This window comes from Pseudomonas sp. E1BtOHC1 (genome assembly GCF_058744285.1).
The window spans coordinates 3,380,462-3,402,298 of record NZ_CP196023.1 but is presented as its reverse complement, the minus strand read 5'-3'; the positions used below and the strand labels follow the sequence as shown (position 1 = coordinate 3,402,298).

Annotated in this window: 19 protein-coding genes; 6 read left to right on the top strand and 13 right to left on the bottom strand. The window is 63.8% G+C overall.

Annotated features, from left to right (window positions below; all coding sequences use genetic code 11):
* Window positions 1–179 precede the first annotated feature (179 nt).
* Complete coding sequence (locus tag ACSSVC_RS15645) at window positions 180–1,730, bottom strand: RNA-binding protein (RefSeq protein ID WP_492612502.1); 1,551 nt, start codon at window positions 1,728–1,730, stop codon at window positions 180–182.
* A gap of 204 nt (window positions 1,731–1,934) precedes the next feature.
* On the opposite strand from ACSSVC_RS15645, the gene rtcR reads away from it, so the two are divergent.
* Window positions 1,935–3,539, top strand: coding sequence for an RNA repair transcriptional activator RtcR (gene rtcR, locus ACSSVC_RS15640; RefSeq protein WP_446440595.1), 1,605 nt, complete (start codon window positions 1,935–1,937; stop codon window positions 3,537–3,539).
* Here rtcR and ACSSVC_RS15635 read toward each other — a convergent pair.
* The 3 genes from ACSSVC_RS15635 to ACSSVC_RS15625 all read right to left on the bottom strand — a co-directional run bounded on the left by ACSSVC_RS15635 (window position 3,536) and on the right by ACSSVC_RS15625 (window position 4,843).
* Window positions 3,536–3,955 carry a PaaI family thioesterase gene (locus ACSSVC_RS15635; protein WP_346636359.1) on the bottom strand — a complete coding sequence of 140 codons (420 nt, stop codon included), beginning with the start codon at window positions 3,953–3,955 and terminating at the stop codon, window positions 3,536–3,538. The two genes, rtcR and ACSSVC_RS15635, sit on opposite strands and share 4 nt — an antisense overlap.
* An 87-nt stretch (window positions 3,956–4,042) precedes the next feature.
* Window positions 4,043–4,273 carry a helix-turn-helix domain-containing protein gene (locus ACSSVC_RS15630; protein WP_123725008.1) on the bottom strand — a complete coding sequence of 77 codons (231 nt, stop codon included), beginning with the start codon at window positions 4,271–4,273 and terminating at the stop codon, window positions 4,043–4,045.
* A gap of 9 nt (window positions 4,274–4,282) precedes the next feature.
* On the bottom strand, window positions 4,283–4,843 hold the full coding sequence (locus tag ACSSVC_RS15625; RefSeq protein WP_346636358.1) for a DUF2975 domain-containing protein: 561 nt from the start codon (window positions 4,841–4,843) through the stop codon (window positions 4,283–4,285).
* Window positions 4,844–5,207: 364 nt separating this feature from the next.
* On the opposite strand from ACSSVC_RS15625, the gene ACSSVC_RS15620 reads away from it, so the two are divergent.
* Window positions 5,208–6,005 carry a DUF4349 domain-containing protein gene (locus ACSSVC_RS15620; protein ID WP_346636357.1) on the top strand — a complete coding sequence of 266 codons (798 nt, stop codon included), beginning with the start codon at window positions 5,208–5,210 and terminating at the stop codon, window positions 6,003–6,005.
* Window positions 6,006–6,269: 264 nt separating this feature from the next.
* Here the strand turns inward: ACSSVC_RS15620 and ACSSVC_RS15615 are convergent, their stop codons facing one another.
* Window positions 6,270–6,893: an ATP phosphoribosyltransferase regulatory subunit gene (locus tag ACSSVC_RS15615; RefSeq protein ID WP_446440597.1), complete on the bottom strand. Its 624-nt coding sequence runs from the start codon at window positions 6,891–6,893 to the stop codon at window positions 6,270–6,272.
* 490 nt (window positions 6,894–7,383) lie between these two features.
* Window positions 7,384–8,475, bottom strand: coding sequence for a DUF1615 domain-containing protein (locus ACSSVC_RS15610; RefSeq protein ID WP_492612501.1), 1,092 nt, complete (start codon window positions 8,473–8,475; stop codon window positions 7,384–7,386).
* A 228-nt stretch (window positions 8,476–8,703) separates the two neighbouring features.
* Between ACSSVC_RS15610 and ACSSVC_RS15605 the strand changes: the two genes are divergently transcribed.
* Window positions 8,704–9,318 carry a LysE family translocator gene (locus ACSSVC_RS15605; RefSeq protein ID WP_123725004.1) on the top strand — a complete coding sequence of 205 codons (615 nt, stop codon included), beginning with the start codon at window positions 8,704–8,706 and terminating at the stop codon, window positions 9,316–9,318.
* A 63-nt stretch (window positions 9,319–9,381) separates the two neighbouring features.
* A complete protein-coding gene (locus tag ACSSVC_RS15600) occupies window positions 9,382–10,932 on the top strand; it encodes an FAD-dependent oxidoreductase (RefSeq protein WP_446440599.1) in 1,551 nt (516 codons plus the stop codon).
* Here the strand turns inward: ACSSVC_RS15600 and ACSSVC_RS15595 are convergent.
* Window positions 10,919–11,776 carry an SDR family NAD(P)-dependent oxidoreductase gene (locus ACSSVC_RS15595; RefSeq protein ID WP_492612500.1) on the bottom strand — a complete coding sequence of 286 codons (858 nt, stop codon included), beginning with the start codon at window positions 11,774–11,776 and terminating at the stop codon, window positions 10,919–10,921. The two genes, ACSSVC_RS15600 and ACSSVC_RS15595, sit on opposite strands and share 14 nt — an antisense overlap.
* A 198-nt stretch (window positions 11,777–11,974) precedes the next feature.
* Between ACSSVC_RS15595 and ACSSVC_RS15590 the strand changes: the two genes are divergently transcribed.
* Complete coding sequence (locus tag ACSSVC_RS15590; RefSeq protein ID WP_404939242.1) at window positions 11,975–12,883, top strand: LysR family transcriptional regulator; 909 nt, start codon at window positions 11,975–11,977, stop codon at window positions 12,881–12,883.
* A gap of 55 nt (window positions 12,884–12,938) precedes the next feature.
* On the opposite strand, the gene ACSSVC_RS15585 is transcribed toward ACSSVC_RS15590, so the two are convergent.
* The 6 genes from ACSSVC_RS15585 to ACSSVC_RS15560 all read right to left on the bottom strand — a co-directional run bounded on the left by ACSSVC_RS15585 (window position 12,939) and on the right by ACSSVC_RS15560 (window position 20,873).
* Window positions 12,939–15,413, bottom strand: a complete 2,475-nt coding sequence (locus ACSSVC_RS15585) for a TonB-dependent siderophore receptor (RefSeq protein WP_492612499.1) — start codon at window positions 15,411–15,413, stop codon at window positions 12,939–12,941.
* Between the two features lie 103 nt (window positions 15,414–15,516).
* Window positions 15,517–16,488: a FecR domain-containing protein gene (locus tag ACSSVC_RS15580; RefSeq protein WP_346636349.1), complete on the bottom strand. Its 972-nt coding sequence runs from the start codon at window positions 16,486–16,488 to the stop codon at window positions 15,517–15,519.
* A complete protein-coding gene (locus tag ACSSVC_RS15575) occupies window positions 16,485–17,006 on the bottom strand; it encodes a sigma-70 family RNA polymerase sigma factor (RefSeq protein WP_492612498.1) in 522 nt (173 codons plus the stop codon). The genes ACSSVC_RS15580 and ACSSVC_RS15575 overlap by 4 nt, the downstream gene beginning before the upstream one ends.
* 118 nt (window positions 17,007–17,124) lie before the next feature.
* A complete protein-coding gene (gene hemB / locus ACSSVC_RS15570) occupies window positions 17,125–18,099 on the bottom strand; it encodes a porphobilinogen synthase (protein ID WP_346636347.1) in 975 nt (324 codons plus the stop codon).
* Window positions 18,100–18,319: 220 nt separating this feature from the next.
* Window positions 18,320–19,162, bottom strand: coding sequence for a PhzF family phenazine biosynthesis protein (locus ACSSVC_RS15565; RefSeq protein WP_492612497.1), 843 nt, complete (start codon window positions 19,160–19,162; stop codon window positions 18,320–18,322).
* A 1,006-nt stretch (window positions 19,163–20,168) separates the two neighbouring features.
* Window positions 20,169–20,873, bottom strand: coding sequence for a glutathione binding-like protein (locus ACSSVC_RS15560; RefSeq protein WP_346636431.1), 705 nt, complete (start codon window positions 20,871–20,873; stop codon window positions 20,169–20,171).
* 218 nt (window positions 20,874–21,091) lie between these two features.
* Here ACSSVC_RS15560 and ACSSVC_RS15555 point away from each other — a divergent pair, with 218 nt between their 5' ends.
* On the top strand, window positions 21,092–21,754 hold the full coding sequence (locus ACSSVC_RS15555; protein ID WP_492612496.1) for a histidine phosphatase family protein: 663 nt from the start codon (window positions 21,092–21,094) through the stop codon (window positions 21,752–21,754).
* Window positions 21,755–21,837 lie beyond the last annotated feature (83 nt).

The window sequence follows — 21,837 nt, the reverse complement described above, 5'->3', positions numbered from 1 at the left end:
CCGGAGTCGAACCGGCAGAACCAGGATGTACAGCCACTGGCATTCGTGCCCTCACCGGCCCTGACAAAAGTTGCTGAGACGTCTTTGGATGTAGTCACAGCGGCATTCAGGGCCAATGATCAAAAAGTCTGTGGGGTGCGCCGGCTGGCCGGCGCACGGTTTATCTCATGTTCCAGCGATCAGAGCGGCATCGCCTCGATCGCCTCCACCCAGTGCTGCGCACCGTAGTTGCCTGCGGTGAACTGTTCGATCACATCGAACACTGCGTCACTGAAGCCGCCGACGTTGAGGATGTCCTCGCGGTCTGGCGCCTGGGTCGTGGCGCCGGGTTGCATATCGATGCACACCAGCCGCGCCTGCGGATTGATGGCACGGATCCGCTCCCATTGGCGCATCGTTTCCGTGGCCCCATGACGCCGCGCATCGATCCACGACTCGTTGTCCGAGACCAGGATCAGGGTATCCACGCGGCTCTTGGCGTTGGCCAGTTGGGCCAGGGGTGCCGAGCAGTTGGTCCCACCACCACCGATGTCCGCCAGCTTCTGGGCGTTGCTCATCACACTGTCCCGAGGGTTGAGGCGGATGTTCACCACCTCCCGCTCGAACGGCATGACCCGCGCCGCCGGCTGCTTGCGCAGCACCGCTGCCGCCACCAGTGCCGCCACATCGATGCAACGCACCGCCGTGGTGGCGCCCTGGCGATAGCCGGTGACCGGGCTGTGCATCGACCCCGAGACATCCGGGCACACCACCACGTTGCCTTGCAACGCCGGGACGTTGGCCAGAGACAGTTCCAGGGCATCCTGCAGCGCCTCGCGGACCAACTGCGGTACATCCTCACCAGCCATGCGGTAGGCCGCCAGCAGTTGGTACGGGTAAACCCGGGCCTTGGCCACTTCACCGGCATCCGCCAGCCGCGCCGCCACATACTCAGTGCAACCCGGCACCTGGAACGCGCCGTGGCGGGCCAGGGTGTTGAGGTTCATGCGCAGTCCCTGCCAGCCCATGTTGCGGGCCTGAGCGGCCCATTGCTCGGCACTCAGCGTCTCGTTGCCCAGCAACTGGAACGGCACCTGCGGCACCTGGGTTGTCGCGCCACTGCGAAACGCCAGCAGTTCGCGGGTCAGCTCAGGCAACGCCTGCACATCCACCGGCTTGCCGATCAACCAGGCAAAGAAGGCTTCACGCCAGGCTTCACTTGGCTTGGGGTGAACCATCTTCACCACGTCCGCCAGGGACGGCTGGTTGCCCACCGAGGCCTGCAACAGCTGGCGCTCGGTAGCACTGTTCAACCAGTTCTGCACCAGACGCTTGGGCTGCGATCCCAGGGATCTGCGCCCGGTCACGCCGCTGCGCAGGATCTGCACGAAGTTGCGCAGCATCTTGCCGTTGTCCACTACCTGAGCGAACAGCTCCGGTACCAGGGCCGAGCGTTGCGCCGTCAGCGCCGCCAGCAGCAGCGCCGGCATGTCTTTCATATGGCCTTGCTGCCGAGCGTAACGGGCGGCCTGGGCGACGAAGCGGCTGTCCAGTTCGCTCACCAATTGCAGTACCGCTTCCAGTTGACCTTCAGGCGAGGTGTAGAAGGTCGAGTTCAGGCAACCGGTGACCGCCAGCTGGGCCAGGCGATGCTTGGCGTTGTAGGCATAAGCCGGTGCCTTGGAAGCGTTCAGGGTGGTGCTCGCTGGCGCTTTTGCCTGTTGGGTGTTGAACAGCTGGAAGTTGGCCATCTTGGCGTCTCGCTCTGTTGTCTTGTTCGTTGCCAGATACATTGCAGCCGCTGTGCCAGGTTTTGTTTTTCCAGCAAATTATTTTTTAACTTACTGATTTATAACGTTTTTATTTTTAATCGCTTTTTCACTGAGCGTTCGACAAGACAAACGCCTCGATAATTTTATATCTTTGCTTATCGCTTTTTATCTTCAGGTATAAACATGTCGAGCAAGCCCACGGTCGCCATAGGTTTTGTCGGTTCCACCCTCGATCGCGTCGGCAAGGGCGCCAATCGCTGGAGCCATTGGCGTCCCACGGTTGGCCTGTGCCAGCAGCAGGACGTGCTGATCAATCGCCTGGAGCTGATCCACGGCCTGGATGCCCGCGACGTCAGCCTGGCCGAACGGGTGGCCAACGATGTGCGCCAGGTGTCGCCGGAAACCGAAGTGCGCCTGCACCCCATGGGCTTGAAAAATCCCTGGGACTTCGAAGAGGTGTACGGCGCCCTCCACGACTTCACCAGCGCCTACCCGTTCGACACCGAACGCGAGGACTACCTGGTGCACATCACCACCGGCACCCACGTGGCGCAGATCTGCTGGTTCCTGCTGACCGAGGCGCGCTACCTCCCCGCCCGACTGATCCAGACCTCGCCGGCCCGGCGTCGCGACCCCGACGAACACGCCACCGGCACCCATGCACTGATCGACCTCGACCTGTCGCGCTATGACCGCATCGCCTCACGCTTCGCCCACAAGCGCCTGGAAGGCCTGGCCTTCCTCAAGTCCGGGATCGCCACCCGCAACCCGGCATTCAACCGTTCCATCGAGCAGATCGAGCGGGTCGCGGTGCGCTCCAAGGCGCCGATGCTGCTGATCGGCCCAACCGGTGCCGGCAAGTCGTTCCTGGCCCGGCGCATCTATGAACTCAAGCGCGGACGGCATCAGGTGCAGGGGCGTTTTGTCGAGGTCAACTGCGCCACCCTGCGCGGCGACGGTGCCATGTCGGCACTGTTCGGCCATATCAAGGGAGCCTTCACCGGCGCCCAGAACGCCCGGGAGGGCCTGCTGCGGGCAGCCCACAGCGGCATGCTGTTTCTTGACGAGATTGGCGAACTGGGACTGGACGAACAGGCGATGCTGCTCAAGGCCATCGAGGAAAAACGCTTCTTCCCCATGGGCGCGGACCAGGAAGTGGAGAGCGACTTCCTGATCATCGCCGGCACCCACCGCGACCTGCGCGGCCGAGTGGCCCAGGGCCTGTTCCGCGAAGACCTGTATGCGCGGATCAACCTCTGGACCTTCAACCTGCCGGGGCTGGCGGGACGCCGCGAGGACATCGAACCGAACATCGATTTCGAACTGGAGCGCCACGCCCGGGAACAGGGGCAACTGGTGCGCTTCAACCTGGAAGCGCGACGCCGCTACCTGGCCTTTGCCAGCTCCAGCGAAGCGGCGTGGCTGGGCAACTTCCGCGAGCTGTCGGCCTCCATCACCCGCATGGCCACCCTGGCCGACAGCGGACGCATCGACCAGGCCCAGGTCGAGGAGGAAATCCAGCGCCTGCGCCACGCCTGGGGCCTGGAAAACACCGAGGACCAATTGCAGGAACTGCTGGGCGACGCAGCGGAACTGGACCTGTTCGACCGCCTGCAGCTCAAGGCGGTAATTGCCGAATGCCGTCGCGCCGACAGCCTGTCGGACGCCGGGCGCCGGTTGTTCGGCGTGTCACGCCTGGGCAAGGCCAACCCCAACGACGCCGACCGTCTGCGCAAATACCTGGCGCGTTTCGGCCTGGACTGGAAGCAGATCACCCCCGGCGACTAATCCCGCGGTGCCGGCACCGCGAACACCCCGCTGGCCCGCGCCACTTCACGCTCGCCGACCCGCAGCAGCACCGTGGCAAAGGCCATCTGCCGACCGCGCTTGGCATGCTCCAGGCGCACCTCGATCCAATCCCCTACCTGCACCGCCCCCAGGTAGTCGAGGGTCATGCTGGCGGTGATCAAGGGCAGCGGTGGATCGCTGGAAAACGCCATGGCGTAGCCCATGCCGATGTCCGCCAGGGTGGCGATGATGCCGCCATGCACCGTGCCCCGGCCATTGGCATGCCGGGTGTCGGCACGCAGACCGAGGCACAGCTCGCGGCCACTGCCGCGACCATAGACCGGGCCGATCAGCTCCAGCAGCGGACTGCTGCGAGGCAAGGGACTGAAACCCTGGGGGATAGTCGATTCACTCATGGTGTTTTCCTTGAAAAAGGTAGTCCGATGGGTAGTTACCAACGCCAGCCTCCAGAGCCCTCCAACCAGCAGCTCGCAATGAGGCGGCTAAACAGAATCGGTCAACACGTAGGGTTGCGGTTGATACACCAGCAGGTCACCAGGCTGGCAACTCAAATGGCGACAAATCGCTTCTAGCGTACTGAGGCGCACCCCCTTGACCTTGCCTTGCTTCAACAAGGACAGATTTTGTTCGTTGATGCCAATCGCTGCCGCAAGGTCTTTTGACTTCACCTTGCGTTTCGCCAGCATCACGTCCAACTCAATAATGATTGTCATGAAGTGACCTTATACAAAAGTTTGATTTTCAGAGTCGACTTCACTCGCCCGCAGCAAAATCCGGGCGATCACAGCAATGCATCCGGCAAGGAAAAGCGCGACGAAATCGGCAGGCGTGAAGCTGACAGTAAAAATATGCTCGCCGGGCGGCGCATGCAGGGTGACCAGAATGCTCAGTAGCGGCGTACATATAAAGCCTGAAACCACCCAGAGCACGACCCCACGCCCCACTTTCCCCAAGTGAACCGCAGCGCTACTGGAAAAGTACTCGCCACGGGCATATCCCTGAAACAGGCGACGAAGGTGATTCAAGCCACTGGCCAAGGCGACCAAAGGCACACTGGAGACCAGAATCGCCCCTACCACTTGCCACCATGCAAGCGTTTCAATTTTTACAGCAAGCTGGTTGAGCATCACTCCGCTTAGTGAAAATCCGACTCCCAATCCATCGCTTGACCCCAGTATCGGAAAGATCCACAGCGCGGCATTGAAAACCAGCATGCACGTAATGAACACCAGCGTTAGAACAGCCATACGCTGGCTAAATTGAGCGAGAGGGTTAAGGGACATCGGTTTGCCTCATGAATGATTGAGGCGCAGACAATACAAATTAAATTATCGTGTAGCAATAATTTTTATACGTAATTTGCTAATTAATTTCTTATTAAGGCGATCGTCATTACAGTCTAGCCCTAGACAGGGATGACGACCTTGTTGGCTGTGTTCGACAGTTGTGGGCCAGCCTCATCGGCTGGGTGACGATGCGCCTAGCCCGATCACGAACGGCCGCATCGCTGCGAGCGATCTGGCGAAACGAAGTGCCTGGGCGGTATTTGGCTTTCATGAACCACAACAAGATCGTAGCCATCCCGAGAAGGACGCTAAGATGCGCGCCTGCGCCATAGTCGCAGTTTCAAGTACTCAAGGAGCCCCCATGCAACATCAGGACGATCACCCTTCCATCCCACGCCGACTGGCCTTTGCCCTGCTGGGCGCCCTGGCCCTCAGCGCCTGCTCTCCCAGTGATCACAACAGCTCTGCGGTGGCCCTCGGTGGTGCCCAGGGCAAGGCCGGCGCCCTGCTGGCCTACGAGCACGAACTGACCCTGTCCCTGCCTGCCGAGCAAATCGGTCCGCACCTGACACAAACCCGTGAAGCCTGCGAAAAAGCCCAGTTCGGCGCCTGCAACATCTTGCTCCTGGAGCAAGGCCCGTACCGCGCCCGGGTGGTGCTGCGAATCGTTCCGGAGGGGGTCGAACCCATTGTCCAGCAGGCATCACAGGGAGCGGAACTGGGTGAGCGCATCACCAGCGCCGAAGACCTGGCCGACGCCGTGGCCGATGTACAACGCCAGCAACAGCGACTCAAGGCCCAGCAACAGCGCCTGGATGAACTGGCGGCACGCAAGGACATCAGCGTCAGCGACCTGATCGCCCTGAGCAAGGAGCAAGCGGGAATCGAGAACGACCTGCAGGCGTTGGCCCAGGCGGCTGCCGGACAACAGCGTCGCCTGGACACCAACCGCCTGACCTTGAACTTCCTGCCCAGCAACGGCACCGAACGCGGCTCGAACCTCAAGCGCGCCTTCAGCAACCTGCCGGACAACCTGGCCGACGGCACTGCCGCAGCCCTGGAGAAAGGCAGCCAGGCCCTGCCCTTCTTGATCCTGGCCTTCCCGCTGGCGCTGCTGTGGGTCTGGCTGTGGCGCAAGTTCGTGCGTCGTCGCCCCTGAGTTCTGCTGCGCTCTCAAGGGCGCCTTCGCTGGCAAGCCAGCTCCTACGGTTAGCCTACACATCGCGTAAAGCCCAGTAGGAGCCGGCTCGCCGGCGAAGAGGCCCGCGAATCCTGCAGCGCTCTCAAGGACGCCTTCGCTGGCCAGCCAGCTCCTACGGTTAGCCTACACATCGCGTAAAGCCCAGTAGGAGCCGGCTCGCCGGCGAAGAGGCCCGCAAATCCTGCAGCGCTCTCAAGGACGCCTTCGCTGGCCAGCCAGCGCCTACGGCTGGGGTTGCAGCGCCAGTTGCAGGCGCTCCAGGCCGATGCCGAATCCGGCACCTTCGCGGTAGGCGCCGGCACCCACCACTTGCTGTTGCGCGCCCAACTGCGGGCAACGCACCTCGAAACCTTCGCCATTGAGGTAGTAGGTCAAGCCGCGCTTGACCCCAAGGTTGAGCTCGTACTCCAGGCCCAGGGCATCCAGAAAGCCGACGCACAGTTCCCGCGCGCGCTCCAGCGCCTGCAAGGGTTCGGGCCCCAATATCTCCAGACCCAACTGGGTGAATTCTCGATACCGCCCGGCTTGCGGCCGTTCATAGCGATAACAGCGAGCAACGTAGAAAAAGATCGCCTGCTCCCGTCCCGCCAACAGCTCGCGGGCGGTTTCCTGGAACAGTGCAGTGGCTTCCGGAATCAGGCAGCACGGACGGCCGGCCTTGTCGTTGAAGGCCCACATCTGGCCGATGACTTCGCTGCCTCCGGCCTTTTCAATAAAGGTGTCCTGGCCCCACAGCGCCGGGACTATGACTTCTTCAGCGCCCGCTTCGATGAAGCCAGCTCCGGAAGCGTCCTTCCAGAGTGCGCAGGGCGGCGGCTTGCGGGCCAGTGATGATGCGGGTGCCACGGAGCATGGTCATGGGTGTTTCCTCTTGGTTTTTGACAGGCAATAAAAAAGGCGCCTTGCGGGGCGCCTTGGTTTTTTTCATCGACGGTCAGTGATCGCGTTCTCTCGATAACTGACGGCTCGACGCGCACAAGCGACCACGGCCCCGGGAATGAGGTCGATGGTGATGAGTGCGGGAGACGAGACGGAAAAAATTCATGGCGCATCCTGCCACGCCGCTCAAGCGTCTGACAAGCGGCCCAATCATCCGGCATTCGGGGCAGGAACCGACTGGCCCCTGGGTCCTGCAGCGCCCTCAAGGACGCCTTCGCTGGCAAGCCAGCTCCTACGGTTAACCTACACATCGCGTAAAGCCCCGTAGGAGCCGGCTGGCCGGCGAAGAGGCCAGCGAATCCTGCTGCGCTCTCAAGGGCGTCTTCGTTGGCATGCCAGTTCCTACTGGTTAGCCCGCACATCGCGTGAAGCCCGCGTCGACAACGCCTGAGCCGTTCTACAGCGGCTTTTGCAGGCAGCGCTGGTAGCGTTCGTCCACGCGCTTGGCGAACCAGGCGGTGGTCAGCTGCCGGGTGATCTTCGGGCTCTTGAGTTCGATGCCCGGCAACCGTTGGCGAGGCACCGGCCGGCCCGCTCCACGATCGGCCAGGGCAAACACCTGGCGGTACAGCTCGGTCTGGGCAAAGGCCTGGCTGTCGCCCTTTTCCAGCTGGGCGCGAATCTGCGGGTTGCGCAGCCCCAATTGTTTGCCCAGGGTGCGCACCGCCAGTTCGGTGCTGCCAGGCAGGAGCGAGTCATAGCGGATCAGGTCGCCATCCAGGGCCAGCTTGATCCCGCTGAGCCGGCTGACCGCACTCTGGAACGCCGCATTGCGGCTGGCATACCAGCCGGCATTGAAGTCGGCGAAACGATACAGCGGCTGCGGGTAGTCCACCGGATAGCCCAAAAGGTGGGCGATGCCGAAGTACATACCGCCACGACGACTGAAGACTTCATGGCGGATCGAGTCCTGCACCGGGTACGGATACCCCCGGGCCTGTTGCTGGGCGAACTCGATGCTGACCTGCATCGGCCCGCCGGTATGCACCGGGTTGAAGCCGCCAAACAGGGTCCTGCCCAAGGGCACCATGCCGATGAAGTCATCGAAGATCGCACTGAGCTCCTTCTCACTGCGAGCCTTGGCCAGACGCTGACTGTAGGACTGGCCGTTCGCGCCGCGCACCTGCAGGGCGGCACTCACCAGCAGCGCCGGCACATGCACCTTGGCCGCGCGGCGGTCGATTTCCTCCCGGGCAATGCGCCCCAGGCCCGGCACTGTCGGATCGACCTGGAAGGTGGACTCCTGTTCGGTCACCGCCAGCACCGCGCACAGGTTGCTCTGGCTCGGCTCAAGATCCTGGGCGCTGAAGGCCACCTGGATATCCCGGGCCCAGCCCTGGCGGTCGCTCACCTGGGACGGCAGCAGGCGCAGGATGCGCGCCTGAGCCTGGTCCGGGGTCAGCGCCGGCGCCTGGGGGCCGCGCTGGCTGGCACAACCGGCCAGCAGCAACAGGCCAAGCAGACTGCTGATAAGACGGTAGGAAGTCATGGTTCTCCACAGTGCGCGGGACAGGGTCAAGTGCAGTAAAGCATCGGCACGCCGCTTTCGACCGGAGATGAACGGGGCTGTTCCACTCAGGCTTGGGCTTTCTTCAAGCCGGGCTAAAATCCCTCTACTGATCGGCGCCCTCAAGGTGTACTTTGATGACCCCGATCTCGGTGAGCACCCAACCCTGAATCAGGCTCGATGCTTGCCCCGCCATGGAGTGATACCCGGATGCTGACCCTGGATTTTCTGCTCACCAGCCTGATTGTCGTGCTGATTCCCGGCAGCGGCGTGATTCTGACCATTTCCACCGCCCTGGTGGCCGGCAAGCGCGCGAGCCTGTTCACCGCCATCGGCTGCACCGCCGGGATCGTCCCCCACCTGCTGGCCTCGATCCTCGGTCTGTCGGCGATCCTGCACACCAGCGCCCTGGCCTTCCAGGGCCTGAAGTTCGCCGGAGTCGCCTATCTGCTGTACCTGGCCTATGCCACTTGGCGTGATCGCTCGGCCTTTGCTGTGGACAGCAACGCGGTCAGCCACGGCGCCGGCGCGCTGATGCTCAAGGCCTGCCTGCTGAATATCCTCAACCCCAAGCTGACCATCTTCTTCCTGGCCTTCCTGCCCCAGTTCATCGCCCATGACGGCAGCGACCCGATCCCGCAGATGCTGCTCCTGAGCGGCGTGTTCATGGCCATGACCTTCTTCGTGTTCGTGCTCTATGGCCTGCTGGCCAATCTGTTCCGCACCGCGGTGATCGAGTCGCCCAAGGTCCAGAGCTGGTTGCGCCGCAGCTTTGCCGCGAGCTTCGCGGGACTGGGCCTGAACCTGGCCTTCGCCCAGCGTTGATTGCGCGGCAGGCGCCGCCCGCAGCCAGATGCATGACGTTGATCTCTTACCGAGGGCAAACACATGAACTGCAGCGACGTACTGATCATCGGCGCCGGCCCCACCGGCCTGGTGCTGGCGCTCTGGTTGCGCCAGCAGGGGATCAAGGTGCGGATCATCGACAAGACCCTGGGGCCGGGCACCACCTCCCGGGCCCTGGCGGTCCAGGCCCGGACCCTTGAGCTGTATCGCCAGCTGGACCTGACCCGGGCCATCGTCGAGCGCGGCCACCATGTGCCGGCGGTGAACCTCTGGGTCAAGGGCGAACGGGCCGCGCAACTGCCGTTCAACGCCATCGGCGAAGACCTGACCCCCTACCCCTTCCTGCAGATCTTTCCCCAGGACGAGCACGAGCAACTGCTGATCGAACGCCTGGCCCTGCTGGGCGTCAGCGTCGAGCGCGACACCGAGCTGCTGGCCTTCACCGATCACGGCAACCTGATCAACGCCCGCCTGCGCGGCCCCGACGGCCGCGAGGAACACTGCCAGGCCTTCTATCTGGCCGGCTGCGACGGTGCCCGCTCCACGGTGCGCAAGACCCTGGGCAGCGGCTTTCCCGGCGGCACCTACCAGCAGGTGTTCTACGTCGCCGATGTCGAGGCCGACGGCCCGAGCATCGACGGCCAATTGCACGTGGACCTGGACGACGCCGACTTTCTCGCAGTGTTTCCCCTGGCTCACAGCGGCCGTGCACGACTGATCGGCACCGTGCGTGACGAGCGCGCCGAGCACCCGGAAAACCTGCGTTTCGAAGACGTCAGCCAGCGCGCCATGCATCAGCTCAAGGTCAACGTCACCCGAGTCAACTGGTTCTCCACCTACAAGGTGCATCACCGGGTGGCCGAGCAGTTTCGCCTGGGGCGGGTGTTTCTCCTGGGGGACGCCGCCCACGTCCATAGCCCCGCCGGTGGCCAGGGCATGAACACCGGGATCGGCGACGCCATCAACCTGGCCTGGAAGCTGGCGACGGTACTCAAGGGCAACAGCGCCGAAAGCCTGCTGGACAGCTATGAGATAGAACGCATGGAATTCGCCCGGCGCCTGGTGGCCACCACCGACCGGGTGTTCAGCTTCGCTACCGCCGACGGCCCGATCGCCTATCTGGTGCGCACCCGCCTGGCACCCTTGCTGCTGCCGAAGATCGCCGCCTTCGACAGTGCCCGGGAATTTCTCTTTCGCACCGTGTCGCAGATCACCCTGAACTATCGGGGCATGCCCCTGAGTGCCGGCGGCGTCGGCCCGGTGCACGGTGGCGATCGCCTGCCCTGGGTCAGGGACGGCGAGCATGACAACTTCGACAGCCTGGAATACCTGGGCTGGCAGGTGCATGTCTATGGCACCACCAGCGATGCCCTGCGGGACTGGTGCAGCGCGCACCGGGTGCCTTTGCGGATTTTCGACTGGCGCCCGGCCCATGCAGCAGCAGGGCTGGCGCGCAATGCCTTCTACCTGCTGCGCCCGGATACCTACGTGGCCCTGGCGGACCGCTCTGGCGACCCGCGGCTACTGGAGCGCTACTTCCGCGAGCGCGAGCTCTCCCCGCAGAGCGGCACAGCGCCTCTCAAGCCCCGGTGAAAGGCAGCCTGATCTGCGTCCAGCGCTGGGCGAACTGCTCCGGCGTGGCCGCCCGCACCCGCTTCAGGTCCCGGGGATAATCCACCCCGGGCGCCTCTTGCGGGCGCCAGGCGCTGAACTGGCCGTTGCTGGCCCGCAGGATATAGCCGCTGTCCTGGCACCCCTCGCTGACCAGAAACATCACCCCCGGCGTCACCCAGTCCGGCTTGAGTTCGAGCGGCTCGTCGCTGACGCCCCACATGCGGGTCTTGGCCACCGGCGACACCGCGTTGACCCGAATCCCGTAATCCGCGCCTTCCTGGCTCAGCGCATTCATGATGCCCACCTGGGCCATCTTGCCCGCGCAATAGGCCAACAGCCCGGGCTGTGCATATTCCGCATACAGGGCGCGGTCGGAAGTGGTCAGCAACAGCCGGGGTGCCGTGGATTGCCGGAGAAAGGGCCAGGCGTGCTTGGCCAGCCAGATCGGCGCATGCAGATTGATCCCCAGCATGCGCTGGAGAAACTCGGCGTCGAGCTCCTCCAGCGCCTGGTAGCCGACCCAGCCGGCATTGTGAATCAGGATATCCAGGCCGCCAAAGGCCGCCACGGCGCACTGCACCAGCCCCCGGCACCCGGCTTCGGTGCTCAGGTCACTGGTGTCGGCCACCGCCCTGGCGCCGCTGGCCCGCAAGACCCGCACCGCCTCATGGGCGACGCTTTCATCCATCCCCAGGCCCGTGCCGTCGCTCCCGCAATCACTGATCACCACCTGGGCGCCACGGCTGGCCAGGGCCTTGGCATAACTCAGGCCCAGGCCACGCCCGGCACCGGTGACAATGGCCGTCCTGCCGCTGAAATCCATCGCTTTTCCTCCTGTTTGAACCTCGGGCCGCTTAAGCCTCAGGCCGCTTCAATCTCAGAGTAACAGCATGAAAATCAACGACTTAATACTAAATTCCAGACCCTGTGAGAGGTTCTGAATATCAAAGAAAAACCTGTGAAACCATGAACCTCCAGGTTTACAGTCCCAGCGGTTCCCCCCAAGCAAGGAGCATTCGCCATGATCGAGACGCGCCTGTTGCGCCAGTTCATCGTCGTCGCCCAGGAGCTGCACTTTCACAAGGCCGCTGCGCGCCTGCACATGGCCCAGCCGCCCCTGAGCCAGGCCATCGCCCGCCTGGAGGAAAAACTCGGCTTCAGCCTGCTGCTGCGCAATCGTCGTGGCGTAACCCTGACCCCGGCCGGGGCGGACTTCCTGCACAGCGCCCAACGCACCCTGGAAACCCTGGAGCAAGGCATCCAACAGGCGCGCGATGTCGCCCAGGGGCTGGCCGGCACCCTGCGTATCAGCAGCCTGTCACTGGCCGGCTACCCGCTGCTGCTCGCCAGCCTGCGACGCTTTCGCCAGACCCTGCCTGGGGTGCGCCTGGCGTTGCGGGAAATGCCATCGGCCGGGCAGCTAAAGGCCCTGCTCAACGACGACACCGACCTCGCCTTCATGCGCGACCTGCCGCTACCCGCAGGGCAGATTGTCTCGCGGCTGATCCTCGATGAACCGATCGTCATCGCCCTGCCCCACGACCACCCCCAGGCCCGAGCATCCGAGGTGGACCTGCAGGACCTGGCCACTGAAGATTTCGTGTTCACCCCCCAGGCCCTGGGCAGCGGTTACCACAACCAGCTGATGGCGCTGTGCACGGCAGCCGGCTTCACCCCGAAGGTGGCCCAAGAAGCGGAGCGCATCCACACCCTACTGGGTCTGGTGGCCTGCGGTTTCGGCGTGGCCCTGGTACCGCAATCGATGGCCGACACGGCGCTGCAAGGCAGCGTCGCCTACCGCCCGCTACGCGCCGTCGGCACGCAATCCAGGCCGAGCATCGGGCTCTACATGAACTGGCACCGGGACAACCCGTCGCCGCAATTGCAACGCTTCATGGCCCTGCTCGACGCCCACCCGCCCACGGCCTGAAGCGGCCGCGCCCGGTCCCTGCACAGCCAACACCGGCGCGACCGTCAACCCGACCTCAGAAGTTGGCCTTGACCGACAGGGTGAAGTTGCGCGGATCACCATAGAAGTTGCCGAAGCCTTCGGTGCCGATGGTGGTGTAGTAGCGCTTGTCCAGCAGGTTGTTGCCGTTCAGCGCCAGGGACCAGGTGTCGTCGATGCGATAGCCGATCCGGCCGTTCCAGATCGCATAACCGGCCTGGCGCACGTGATTGCCGCTGATGGGCGAGACTCGGTAGTTATCGCTTTGCGCATTGACCCCAGCACCCACATTGAAGCGCTCCAGCGCACCTCCCAGCTGATAGTCGCCCCAGACCCGCAGCAGGTGGCGCGGCACGTAGGTGGTGAACGGCAAGCCGTTGTTGGCGCTGTTGGCGTCCTCCAGGGTCTTGGTCTGGGTGTAGGTGTAGCCGGCCAGCAGTTGCAGGCGCTCGATCACCTCACCGCTGAGTTCCGCTTCAAAGCCCTGAGCGCGGACCTTGCCCGAGTTCAGCGAGCAGGTGCTGTCCGGGCAGGCCGGGTCGTCCTGCTGCGCATCCTCCTGAATGGTGCGGAACAGACTGAAGGCGCTGTTCAGGCGGCCGTCGAACCACTCGCCCTTGATCCCCAGCTCATAGCTCTTGCCCACCAGCGGCTTGAGGGAGGCGCCATCCAGGGTCCGATAGCTGCCCTGGGGGGTGAAGATGCTGGAGTAGCTGGCATAGGCCGTGAGGTTGTCGTTGAGGTCGTACAGCACCCCGGCGAACGGCGTGACCTCGCCGGTTTCCTTGGAACGGGCACTGCTGGGCGTGCGGGTATCGCGCCAGTAGGCCACGGAATCGTTCTGCGACTTGTACCAACTGACCCGGCTGCCCATGACCAGAGTCAGCGGGTCGGCGAGCTTCAGGCGCAGAGTGGAATACAGCCCTTGCTGCTGGATCCGCAGATCAGTGGGGCCGCCCCGGGTGGAATTGCTTTCGTAGTAGCTGTCATCGGGCTTGGGCAGGTGGTGATCGGGGTCCAACACGTTCTGCCGCTGCGGCAAGCCGGCCACAGCATAGAAGTCGTCCTTGATCGAACGGCTGGCGTTGGCGCCGAAGGTCAGTTCGTGCTCCTGGCCAAAGGCCTGGAAGTGCCCGTCGACATAGGCATCGAAGCCGTAGTCCACCTGGTCGTAGTCATAGGTGCTGCCCAGCATCAGGGTGCTGGAGCGACCGGCGCCCACCGGCACCGAACCGCTGGGGAAGGCGTACTCGATGTCCTGGGTGTTGCGGGTGTAGACCCCGGCCACCTTCAGTGCCCAATCGTCGTTGAGCTGCTGCTTGAGGTCGGCGAAATAGGTCGCGCGCTTGCTGCGCGAATTGTTCCAGGCAGTGTTCAGGCAGGTGGAGCGGCCGAGCTTGAGGTCGCTGCCATCGCTGTAGCGCGGCAGGCCGCCCCAGCAAGGACGTGAATCGACGTCTTCATAGGCCATGCCCAGGCCCAGGGTGGTGTCGTCACTGAGGTCGAAGTCCAGGGCGCCGTAGTAGACCTGGTCCTTGCGATCCCCCAGATCATAGAAGTACTGCCGGGTCTGTTGGCTCACCACCGCCCGGCCGCGGATGGTCCCGGCGTCGTTCAACGGCCCGCCGGTGTCCACCTGGGCCCGGTAGTTGTCCCAGCTGCCGGCCGACAGGCTCAGCTCGGTGTGGGGCGTGGCCTGGCCACGCTTGCGCACGAAGTTCACCGAACCGGCGGTACCGCCTGCGCCCTTGAGCATGCCGGCAGCGCCGCGCAGGATCTCCACCCGGTCGTAGAAGGCCATGTCGCTGCTGAAGCTGTCGGCCTGCAAGTAGCTGCTGCCCATGTCCAACGGCACGCCGTCGTACTGGTACTGGCCGGTCATGCGAAAGCCCCGGGAGTAGAAATACTTGCCGCCCATGGGCGAGTCGTAGAGGGTGATGCCCGGGGTCTTTTCCATCACCTGGTCGATGGTGTTGAGGTTCTGGTCATCGAGCATCTTGCGGGTGATTACGGTCACCGACTGCGGGGTTTCCTTCAGCGAGTGCTGGCCCTTGCCGATGGTCACGGCACCGGTGGTGTAGGAGCCGGAATACTCGGTGGTGGCCCCCAGTTCCTGGCCCTGGACCTGAGTGGTGCCCAACTCCAGGGTGCCATTGCCCTTGGGCGCGGGACGCAGCACATAGCTGCCGTTGCTCTGCGGCTCGGCCTGCCAGCCGCTGCCGGCCAGGATCCGGGCAAAGCCTTCCTGCACCCCGTAATCCCCCTGGAGCCCCGCCGAACGCAAGCCGGCTGTCTGTCGCGCATCGAAGGAGATCGCCGCCCCGGCGGCGCTGGCGTAACGGCTCAGGACCTCGGTGAGGTCCCCCGCCGCGATATCGAAGCGGCGCACCGCCGTCTGTTCGCTGGCCGCCACCGCGGTCAACGGCAGCAGCGCTACGCCATACACGGCCAGTGCTCCCCAGAGCCCGATCTTGATGGCCTGGGCCAACTTCGACTTGTGAACTTCAGACATGCTTTGCCTTCCCCGCTCTCGAAAATGAATCCACTGGGGGATGAGCCGGACCAGGATGGGCAAAAGTGCAAAGACCGGAAAAATTATTTTCAGCCGCGCCGTTTCAGCCGACGCGGCGGTGGGACACCCGCACCCAGTAGCGGGTGTAGCGCTCGATCTGCAGCGAGAAACCGCTCTCAAGCGCCGCCAGGGCGCGGTCGGTGTCATCGATGGGAAAGGACCCGGAGATTTTCAGCCCGGCAATCTGCGGATCGCACTGCACCACGCCGCGGCGGTAGCGCGACAGGTCCGCCAGCAGCTCGCCCAAGGGTCGGTCGAGGGCGATGATGCTGCCCTGGCGCCAGGCGCCTACTGCAGCGTCGTTGGGCCGCAGCGCGGCGAAACTCCGGGTGTTGAAGGCCAGTTGCTGCCCGGCTTCGACCCGGCGCACCAGCGCCCCGTTGCCCAGGCTGACCTGCACGTCATGCTCCAGCACCGCCAGCTGATCCTCGCGCTCGTCGCTGCGCAACACGAAACGCGACCCCAGGGCCTGGACCTCGCCGTGGCGCGTAATGACCCGCAATGGCCTGTGCAGCGCATCAACGCCAGTGCTCACCAGCATCTCGCCCCAGAGCAACTGCAGTCGACGCTGCTGACCGTCGAAAGCGACATTCACCGAGGTGTCGGTATTGAGCAGCAATGCACTGCCGTCCGCCAGACGCACCTCACGGCGCTCGCCGACCTGGGTCCGATAGTCCGCCAGCAGTTGCTGGGCACTGTCGCTGCGCCAGCCCAGCCAGCCGAGGGAGCCGGCCGAGGCCAGCACCATCAGGTTGCGCATCAGCTCGCGGCGCGAACGCCCGGCCCCACGCAAGGTGGAGCCAGCCAGGCCGCCAGGCAGGGCCGACATCTGCTCGCCCAGTTGCTGCATGCGTTCCCAGGCCTGGCGATGCAACGGGTCGGCGGCCAGCCATTCACGCCAGGCCGCCTGTTCCTGTTCGCTGGCAGTGCCGGAGCGCAACTGCGCATACCAGCGCGCCGCACCGCTGATGGCCTGGCGCTCGCCCACGCTCAGTTGCAGGCTGGCGAAGCTCATGAGAGTTGCATCCGCATCTGCATCAGGCAGCAATGCTCCATGGCCTTGGCCATGTAGTTATTGACGCTGCGCACCGAGATCTGCAGGCGTTCGGCGATCTGCTCGTAGGTCAGGCCATCGCACTGGGACAGCAGGAAAGCCTGCTTGACCCTGGCCCCCAGGCCGTCCAGCAGACGGTCGACTTCCAACAGTGCCTGGAGCATCAGGTTCTGCTCCTCCGGCGACGGATGCTCGCCCTCGGGCACCAGGGCCAGGGCCTCCAGGTACGCCTGCTCCAGGGAGCGGCGGCGAAACAGGTCGATCAGCAGGCCATTGGCGATGCGCGACAGGTAGGGCCGCGGCTCGCGGATCTCCAAGGCATTGCGCGCTTTGAGCACCCGTACGAAGGTGTCCTGGGCCAGGTCGGCGGCATCTAAGGTGTTGCCCAGGCGCCTGCGCAGCCAACCCTGCAGCCAGCCATGGTGATGGGTGTACAGATCGGTGACGGCACAGCGCAGGGATAAGTCGTCGGCGGGCATGACAATAAGGATTCATATTTGATAATGAATCGCATTGTCATGTAGAGGTGGAAGTCTTGGCAATAGCCACGAACGCCGCCAGGGCGTCCGTGGAATCGCGCAGGGCCGTGGCCCGGTATCAGATCCCGGCCAGGGCCAGGTCCATGGCGAAGTAGGTGAAGATCAGGTCGGCACCGGCGCGCTTGATCGAACCGAGGCTTTCGCGCACCACCCGTTGCTCGTCGATGGCCCCGGCCTGGGCGCCGAACTTGATCATCGCGTACTCGCCGCTGACCTGATACGCCGCCACCGGCAGGCGCGAGGCCTCGCGGATATCGCGGATGATGTCGAGGTAGGCTCCAGCGGGTTTGACCATCAGCGAATCGGCGCCTTCCTGCTCATCCAGCAGGGATTCACGTACCGCCTCGCGACGGTTCATGGGGTTCATCTGGTAGCTCTTGCGATCACCCTTGAGCGCGCTGCCACCGGCCTCGCGGAACGGACCGTAGAGCGCCGAAGCGAACTTGGTGGAATAGGCCATGATCGGCGTCTGGGTGAAACCGGCAGCGTCCAGGGCCCGGCGAATGGCCTGGACCTGACCGTCCATGGCTGCCGACGGCGCAATCACGTCGGCACCGGCCCGGGCCGCGGCCACGGCCTGCTTGCCGAGGTTGGCCAGGGTCTGGTCATTGTCCACTTCATGACCGTGCATCACGCCGCAGTGGCCGTGATCGGTGTATTCGCAGAAACAGGTATCGGACATGACGATCATCTCCGGCACCGCGTCCTTGGCGATACGCGACATGCGCGACACCAGGCCGTTTTCCTTCCAGGTATCGCTGCCATCGCAATCCAGGTGGTGAGACACGCCGAAGGTCATCACCGACTTGATCCCGGCGCGGGCATAACGCTCGATCTCCCCGGCCAGCCTGGATTCCGGAATGCGCATCACCCCGGGCATGCTCTTGATCGGCACGAAATCGTCGATTTCCTCCTCGACGAAAATCGGCAGCACCAGGTCATTGAGGGTGAATTCGGTTTCCTGGAACAGGCTGCGCAGTTGTTCGGAGCGACGCAGGCGACGGGGACGGGCTTCTGGGAACTGACTGGACATGATTTTTCCTAAGGCTGAGCGCGGGACAACACAAGCGATGGCGAAAAAAGGCTGAAAGCTTATGCCCGCAGCCGCCGTGGTACAAACCCGCGGCGCCCAAGAGAGCCTTGTCTATTCGGTAACAATCCAGGCAAAGCCCCATATCCCGGCACTCTGCGCACATTGCCGGGAGCGGCCTGCGACCATCCGCCGCAATCGAGCGACCCCGCCGCCTCGCGGTTCAGATGTGCAGCTTGCCTTCGATACAGGTGACCGCTGCCCCACCGATCCACACTTCGTCGCCCAACTGCTGCACCTCGATCCTGCCGGCGCGGCCCATGCTCAGGCCCTGGCTGACCCGATAGCGCGACGGTGCCAGCCCGGCGCCCAGCAGCCACTGGGCGATACCGGCGTTGAGGCTGCCGGTGGCCGGGTCCTCGGGCATGCCATCGCCGGCGATAAAGGCCCGGACCTCGAACTGTGCGTCGCTGTCATCACGCTGGGGATCACAAGGCGCGATCACCCCAACCGCCAGACCGATCAGCGCCGGGTAGTCGGGTTGCAGGTCCAGCACCTGCTGGCGTTCGGCGAGCATCACCGCCAGCCAGCCGGCGCCGTTGTCGACCCACTGCGCCTGCACGATGTCCCCGAGCGCCAAGCCCAGCCCCTGGCGCACCTGCTCCAGCACCTCGGGCTCCACCGGGCCGGACTTGAGCAGCGGCGGCGCGAGAAACGCCAGCTGATGGTCCTGACGGCGAATGCGCACCAGACCGACTTCACACTCCTGGATGATCTCCTCGCCCTGAGGCACGCCGCCGGATTCCAGCCAGGCGTGGCAACTGCCCAGGGTCGGGTGACCGGCGAAAGGCAGCTCTTGAGTGGTGGTGAAGATCCGCAGGCGATAGTCGGCCCGCGGGTTGCGGGGTTTGAGGAGGAAGGTGGTTTCGCTGAGGTTGGTCCAGGTGGCGAAAGCGGCCATGCGTTCGTCGCTGAGGTTGTCGGCGTTGAACACCACGGCCAGGGGGTTGCCTTTGAGCGGGGTGGAGCTGAAGACGTCGACTTGTTTGAAGTTCAGGGCGGGCATTGGGGGGGCCTGTGAGGGGGCGGTTGGTGATTGTAATGGGTTCGGGGTGGGGTATATATCCGGTGCTGCGGGTGGGGCTGCTTCGGGTTCGGGGGGTGGGGACATATCCATTCCTGCGGGTGTGGCTGCTGGCGAGCGGGGTTTGGGTACATATCCATTCCTGCGGTAACGGCCACTTAGGGTTTCGCCCTTACGGCGAGTCACTTTGGAAGGAGCCCAAAGTAACCAAAGGCTCTTGCCCCTCCACTCGGTGCCTCGCTGGGGCTCGGCATGCCCTCACTCCGGCATTGATCCGTGGGCCGCCGCCACCGGCCATCCATGGCCGGGTGGCGGCTAACCCGGCGTCCTGCCGGGTTACCCACGGCTCAATGCCTGCGTTCGGCCATCGTGGTTAACGGGGCGCTCAGATCAAGATCAAAATCAAAAGCGCGACGGCGGCCTTGCGGCCGGCCTGAAGCTAAGGGTGGGTGCGTTTCTGTAGGAGCTGGCTTGCCAGCGAAGGCGTCCGCCCAGACGCCGCATGTCTCACGGGCCTCTTCGCCGGCAAGCTGGCTCCTACGGACAGCGCGTAACACGCGCTTGGCTTTTGCTTTTGATCTTGCTCTTCAGGCCCCTTCCCAGCCGGCCGAGCGTAGGCGTTGCGTAGGGGGCAGCTCGGCAAGGATGCCGAGCTAGCCGCCACCGGCCATGGATGGCCGGTTGGCGGCGGGCCCCCGGAGCAATGCCGGAGAGAGGGCACCCCGAGCCCCAGCGAGGGGCCCATGGAGGGGCAAGCGTTTTTGCTTACTTTTTTGGCGTTTGAAAAAAGTGAGTCGCCGTAAGGGCGAAACCCTAAGTGGCCATAACCGCAGCAACGGATATGTACCCCCCCTCCATCGCCGTAAGGGCGAAACCACCAGCGGCCATAACCGCAGCAACGGATATGCACCCCGCCCCCCATCGCCGTAAGGGCGAAACCGCCATCACCACAACACTGGATATGTCCCCTACCCCCTAAAAAAACACCTCAAACAACCTTGGGAATCTCCAACCCCCTCACCACCGCCGGCCGCGCCAGGAATTTCGCCAGCACCCGCTGCACCTCAGGGAAGCTATCAATCCCCACCAACTCACCCGCCTCATAAAACCCGATCAAATTCCGAATCCACGGAAAGGTCGCAATATCGGCAATGGTATAGCGCTCGCCCATGATCCACTCCCGCCCCTGCAGGTGTTTGTCCAGCACCCCCAGCAAACGCTTGGCCTCGTTCACGTAACGCTCCAGCGGCCGCTTGTCCTCGTATTCCTTGCCGGCAAATTTGTTGAAGAACCCCACCTGCCCGAACATCGGCCCGATGCCCCCCATCTGGAACATCAACCACTGGATGGTTTCATAACGGGCCGCCGATTCCTGAGCCAGCAGTTGCCCGCTCTTGTCCGCCAGGTAGATCAGGATCGCCCCCGATTCGAACAACGCCAAAGGCTGATCGCCAGGACCATGGGGATCGAGAATCGCCGGGATCTTGTTGTTCGGGCTGACGCTGAGGAACTCAGGGGTCATCTGATCCTGGGTCTCGAAGCTGACCCGGTGCGCTTCATAAGGCAGGCCGATCTCTTCGAGCATGATCGAGACCTTGACCCCGTTGGGAGTCGGCAGGGAATACAGTTGAATCCATTCGGGAAACTGCGCAGGCCATTTCTGGGTAACGGCAAAAGCGGAAAGATCGGTCATGACAGGCTTCCAATGACAGTCAAAGGGGGGCGCCACACAAGGCAACGGTCGGCGATTATCCGCCGGGTTTTCTTAAATCGGCAACATACCGCGGTTAGTCTGACGCCTCATCGAACCAAACGCCGTCCAGGGACTCAGAAGCACTGCCTTCACCGGCCGTGATGACAGGGAATACACAGGTTTGTCAGCCTCCACCCCTTGCGCTGAAGAATCCCGCCATGCCCCTGCTCCGCCGCTTCAAGAACCGCGCCTACCTGCTGCTACCGACCTTGTTGCTGGGTAGCGCCCTGTGCCTGTCCCTGGAGTCCAGCATCAGTCGTGCACAACCGGCGGACGGCACTCAGACCCTGGTGTTCCTGCGCCATGCCGAGAAACCCGCCGGCGGCCTGGGCCAGCTCAACTGCCAGGGGCTGAACCGGGCCATCGACCTGGCCTCGCTGCTACCGGAAAAGTTCGGTAAGGCGCAGTACGTGTTCGCCGCCGACCCGACACGCAATGTCGAGGAAGGCGAACTGGACAACTCCTACAGCTATATCCGCCCCTTGATGACCATCAGCCCCAGCGCCATCAAGCTCGGCCTGCCGGTGAACATCGATTTCGCCGCCAATGACACCAGCGACCTGGCGGATGAGCTGCTGCATGACCGCTACCACAACTCGATCATCTACACCGCCTGGTCCCACGGCTATCTACCTGAGCTGATCAACAAGGTCGCCGAAGAAGCGGTGGGCGAGAAGCGCCCGATCACTGAGGATTGGGCCTCCAACGACTTCGACTCGCTGTACGTGCTGACCCTGACCTGGCACAACGGCAAGGCCAGCCTGCACAGCCAGAGCTACAAGCAGGGCCTGGACAATGGCGAGCAAGACTGCCCGAGCTGAGCGCAGCGGTAGCAGCGACCGAGGACCGGCTTATCGGTTCGCGGCGCACCGGCGCCAGCGGCTACAATTCGCGCCTATTGTCT

What these genes read in the sequence shown, in the direction of transcription:
- ACSSVC_RS15645 (WP_492612502.1), bottom strand. Translation starts at nt 1,730, where the DNA reads ATGGCCAACTTCCAGCTGTTCAACACCCAACAGGCAAAAGCGCCAGCG.
- rtcR (WP_446440595.1), top strand. Translation starts at nt 1,935, where the DNA reads ATGTCGAGCAAGCCCACGGTCGCCATAGGTTTTGTCGGTTCCACCCTC.
- ACSSVC_RS15635 (WP_346636359.1), bottom strand. Translation starts at nt 3,955, where the DNA reads ATGAGTGAATCGACTATCCCCCAGGGTTTCAGTCCCTTGCCTCGCAGC.
- ACSSVC_RS15630 (WP_123725008.1), bottom strand. Translation starts at nt 4,273, where the DNA reads ATGACAATCATTATTGAGTTGGACGTGATGCTGGCGAAACGCAAGGTG.
- ACSSVC_RS15625 (WP_346636358.1), bottom strand. Translation starts at nt 4,843, where the DNA reads ATGTCCCTTAACCCTCTCGCTCAATTTAGCCAGCGTATGGCTGTTCTA.
- ACSSVC_RS15620 (WP_346636357.1), top strand. Translation starts at nt 5,208, where the DNA reads ATGCAACATCAGGACGATCACCCTTCCATCCCACGCCGACTGGCCTTT.
- ACSSVC_RS15610 (WP_492612501.1), bottom strand. Translation starts at nt 8,475, where the DNA reads ATGACTTCCTACCGTCTTATCAGCAGTCTGCTTGGCCTGTTGCTGCTG.
- ACSSVC_RS15605 (WP_123725004.1), top strand. Translation starts at nt 8,704, where the DNA reads ATGCTGACCCTGGATTTTCTGCTCACCAGCCTGATTGTCGTGCTGATT.
- ACSSVC_RS15600 (WP_446440599.1), top strand. Translation starts at nt 9,382, where the DNA reads ATGAACTGCAGCGACGTACTGATCATCGGCGCCGGCCCCACCGGCCTG.
- ACSSVC_RS15595 (WP_492612500.1), bottom strand. Translation starts at nt 11,776, where the DNA reads ATGGATTTCAGCGGCAGGACGGCCATTGTCACCGGTGCCGGGCGTGGC.
- ACSSVC_RS15590 (WP_404939242.1), top strand. Translation starts at nt 11,975, where the DNA reads ATGATCGAGACGCGCCTGTTGCGCCAGTTCATCGTCGTCGCCCAGGAG.
- ACSSVC_RS15585 (WP_492612499.1), bottom strand. Translation starts at nt 15,413, where the DNA reads ATGTCTGAAGTTCACAAGTCGAAGTTGGCCCAGGCCATCAAGATCGGG.
- ACSSVC_RS15580 (WP_346636349.1), bottom strand. Translation starts at nt 16,488, where the DNA reads ATGAGCTTCGCCAGCCTGCAACTGAGCGTGGGCGAGCGCCAGGCCATC.
- ACSSVC_RS15575 (WP_492612498.1), bottom strand. Translation starts at nt 17,006, where the DNA reads ATGCCCGCCGACGACTTATCCCTGCGCTGTGCCGTCACCGATCTGTAC.
- hemB (WP_346636347.1), bottom strand. Translation starts at nt 18,099, where the DNA reads ATGTCCAGTCAGTTCCCAGAAGCCCGTCCCCGTCGCCTGCGTCGCTCC.
- ACSSVC_RS15565 (WP_492612497.1), bottom strand. Translation starts at nt 19,162, where the DNA reads ATGCCCGCCCTGAACTTCAAACAAGTCGACGTCTTCAGCTCCACCCCG.
- ACSSVC_RS15560 (WP_346636431.1), bottom strand. Translation starts at nt 20,873, where the DNA reads ATGACCGATCTTTCCGCTTTTGCCGTTACCCAGAAATGGCCTGCGCAG.
- ACSSVC_RS15555 (WP_492612496.1), top strand. Translation starts at nt 21,092, where the DNA reads ATGCCCCTGCTCCGCCGCTTCAAGAACCGCGCCTACCTGCTGCTACCG.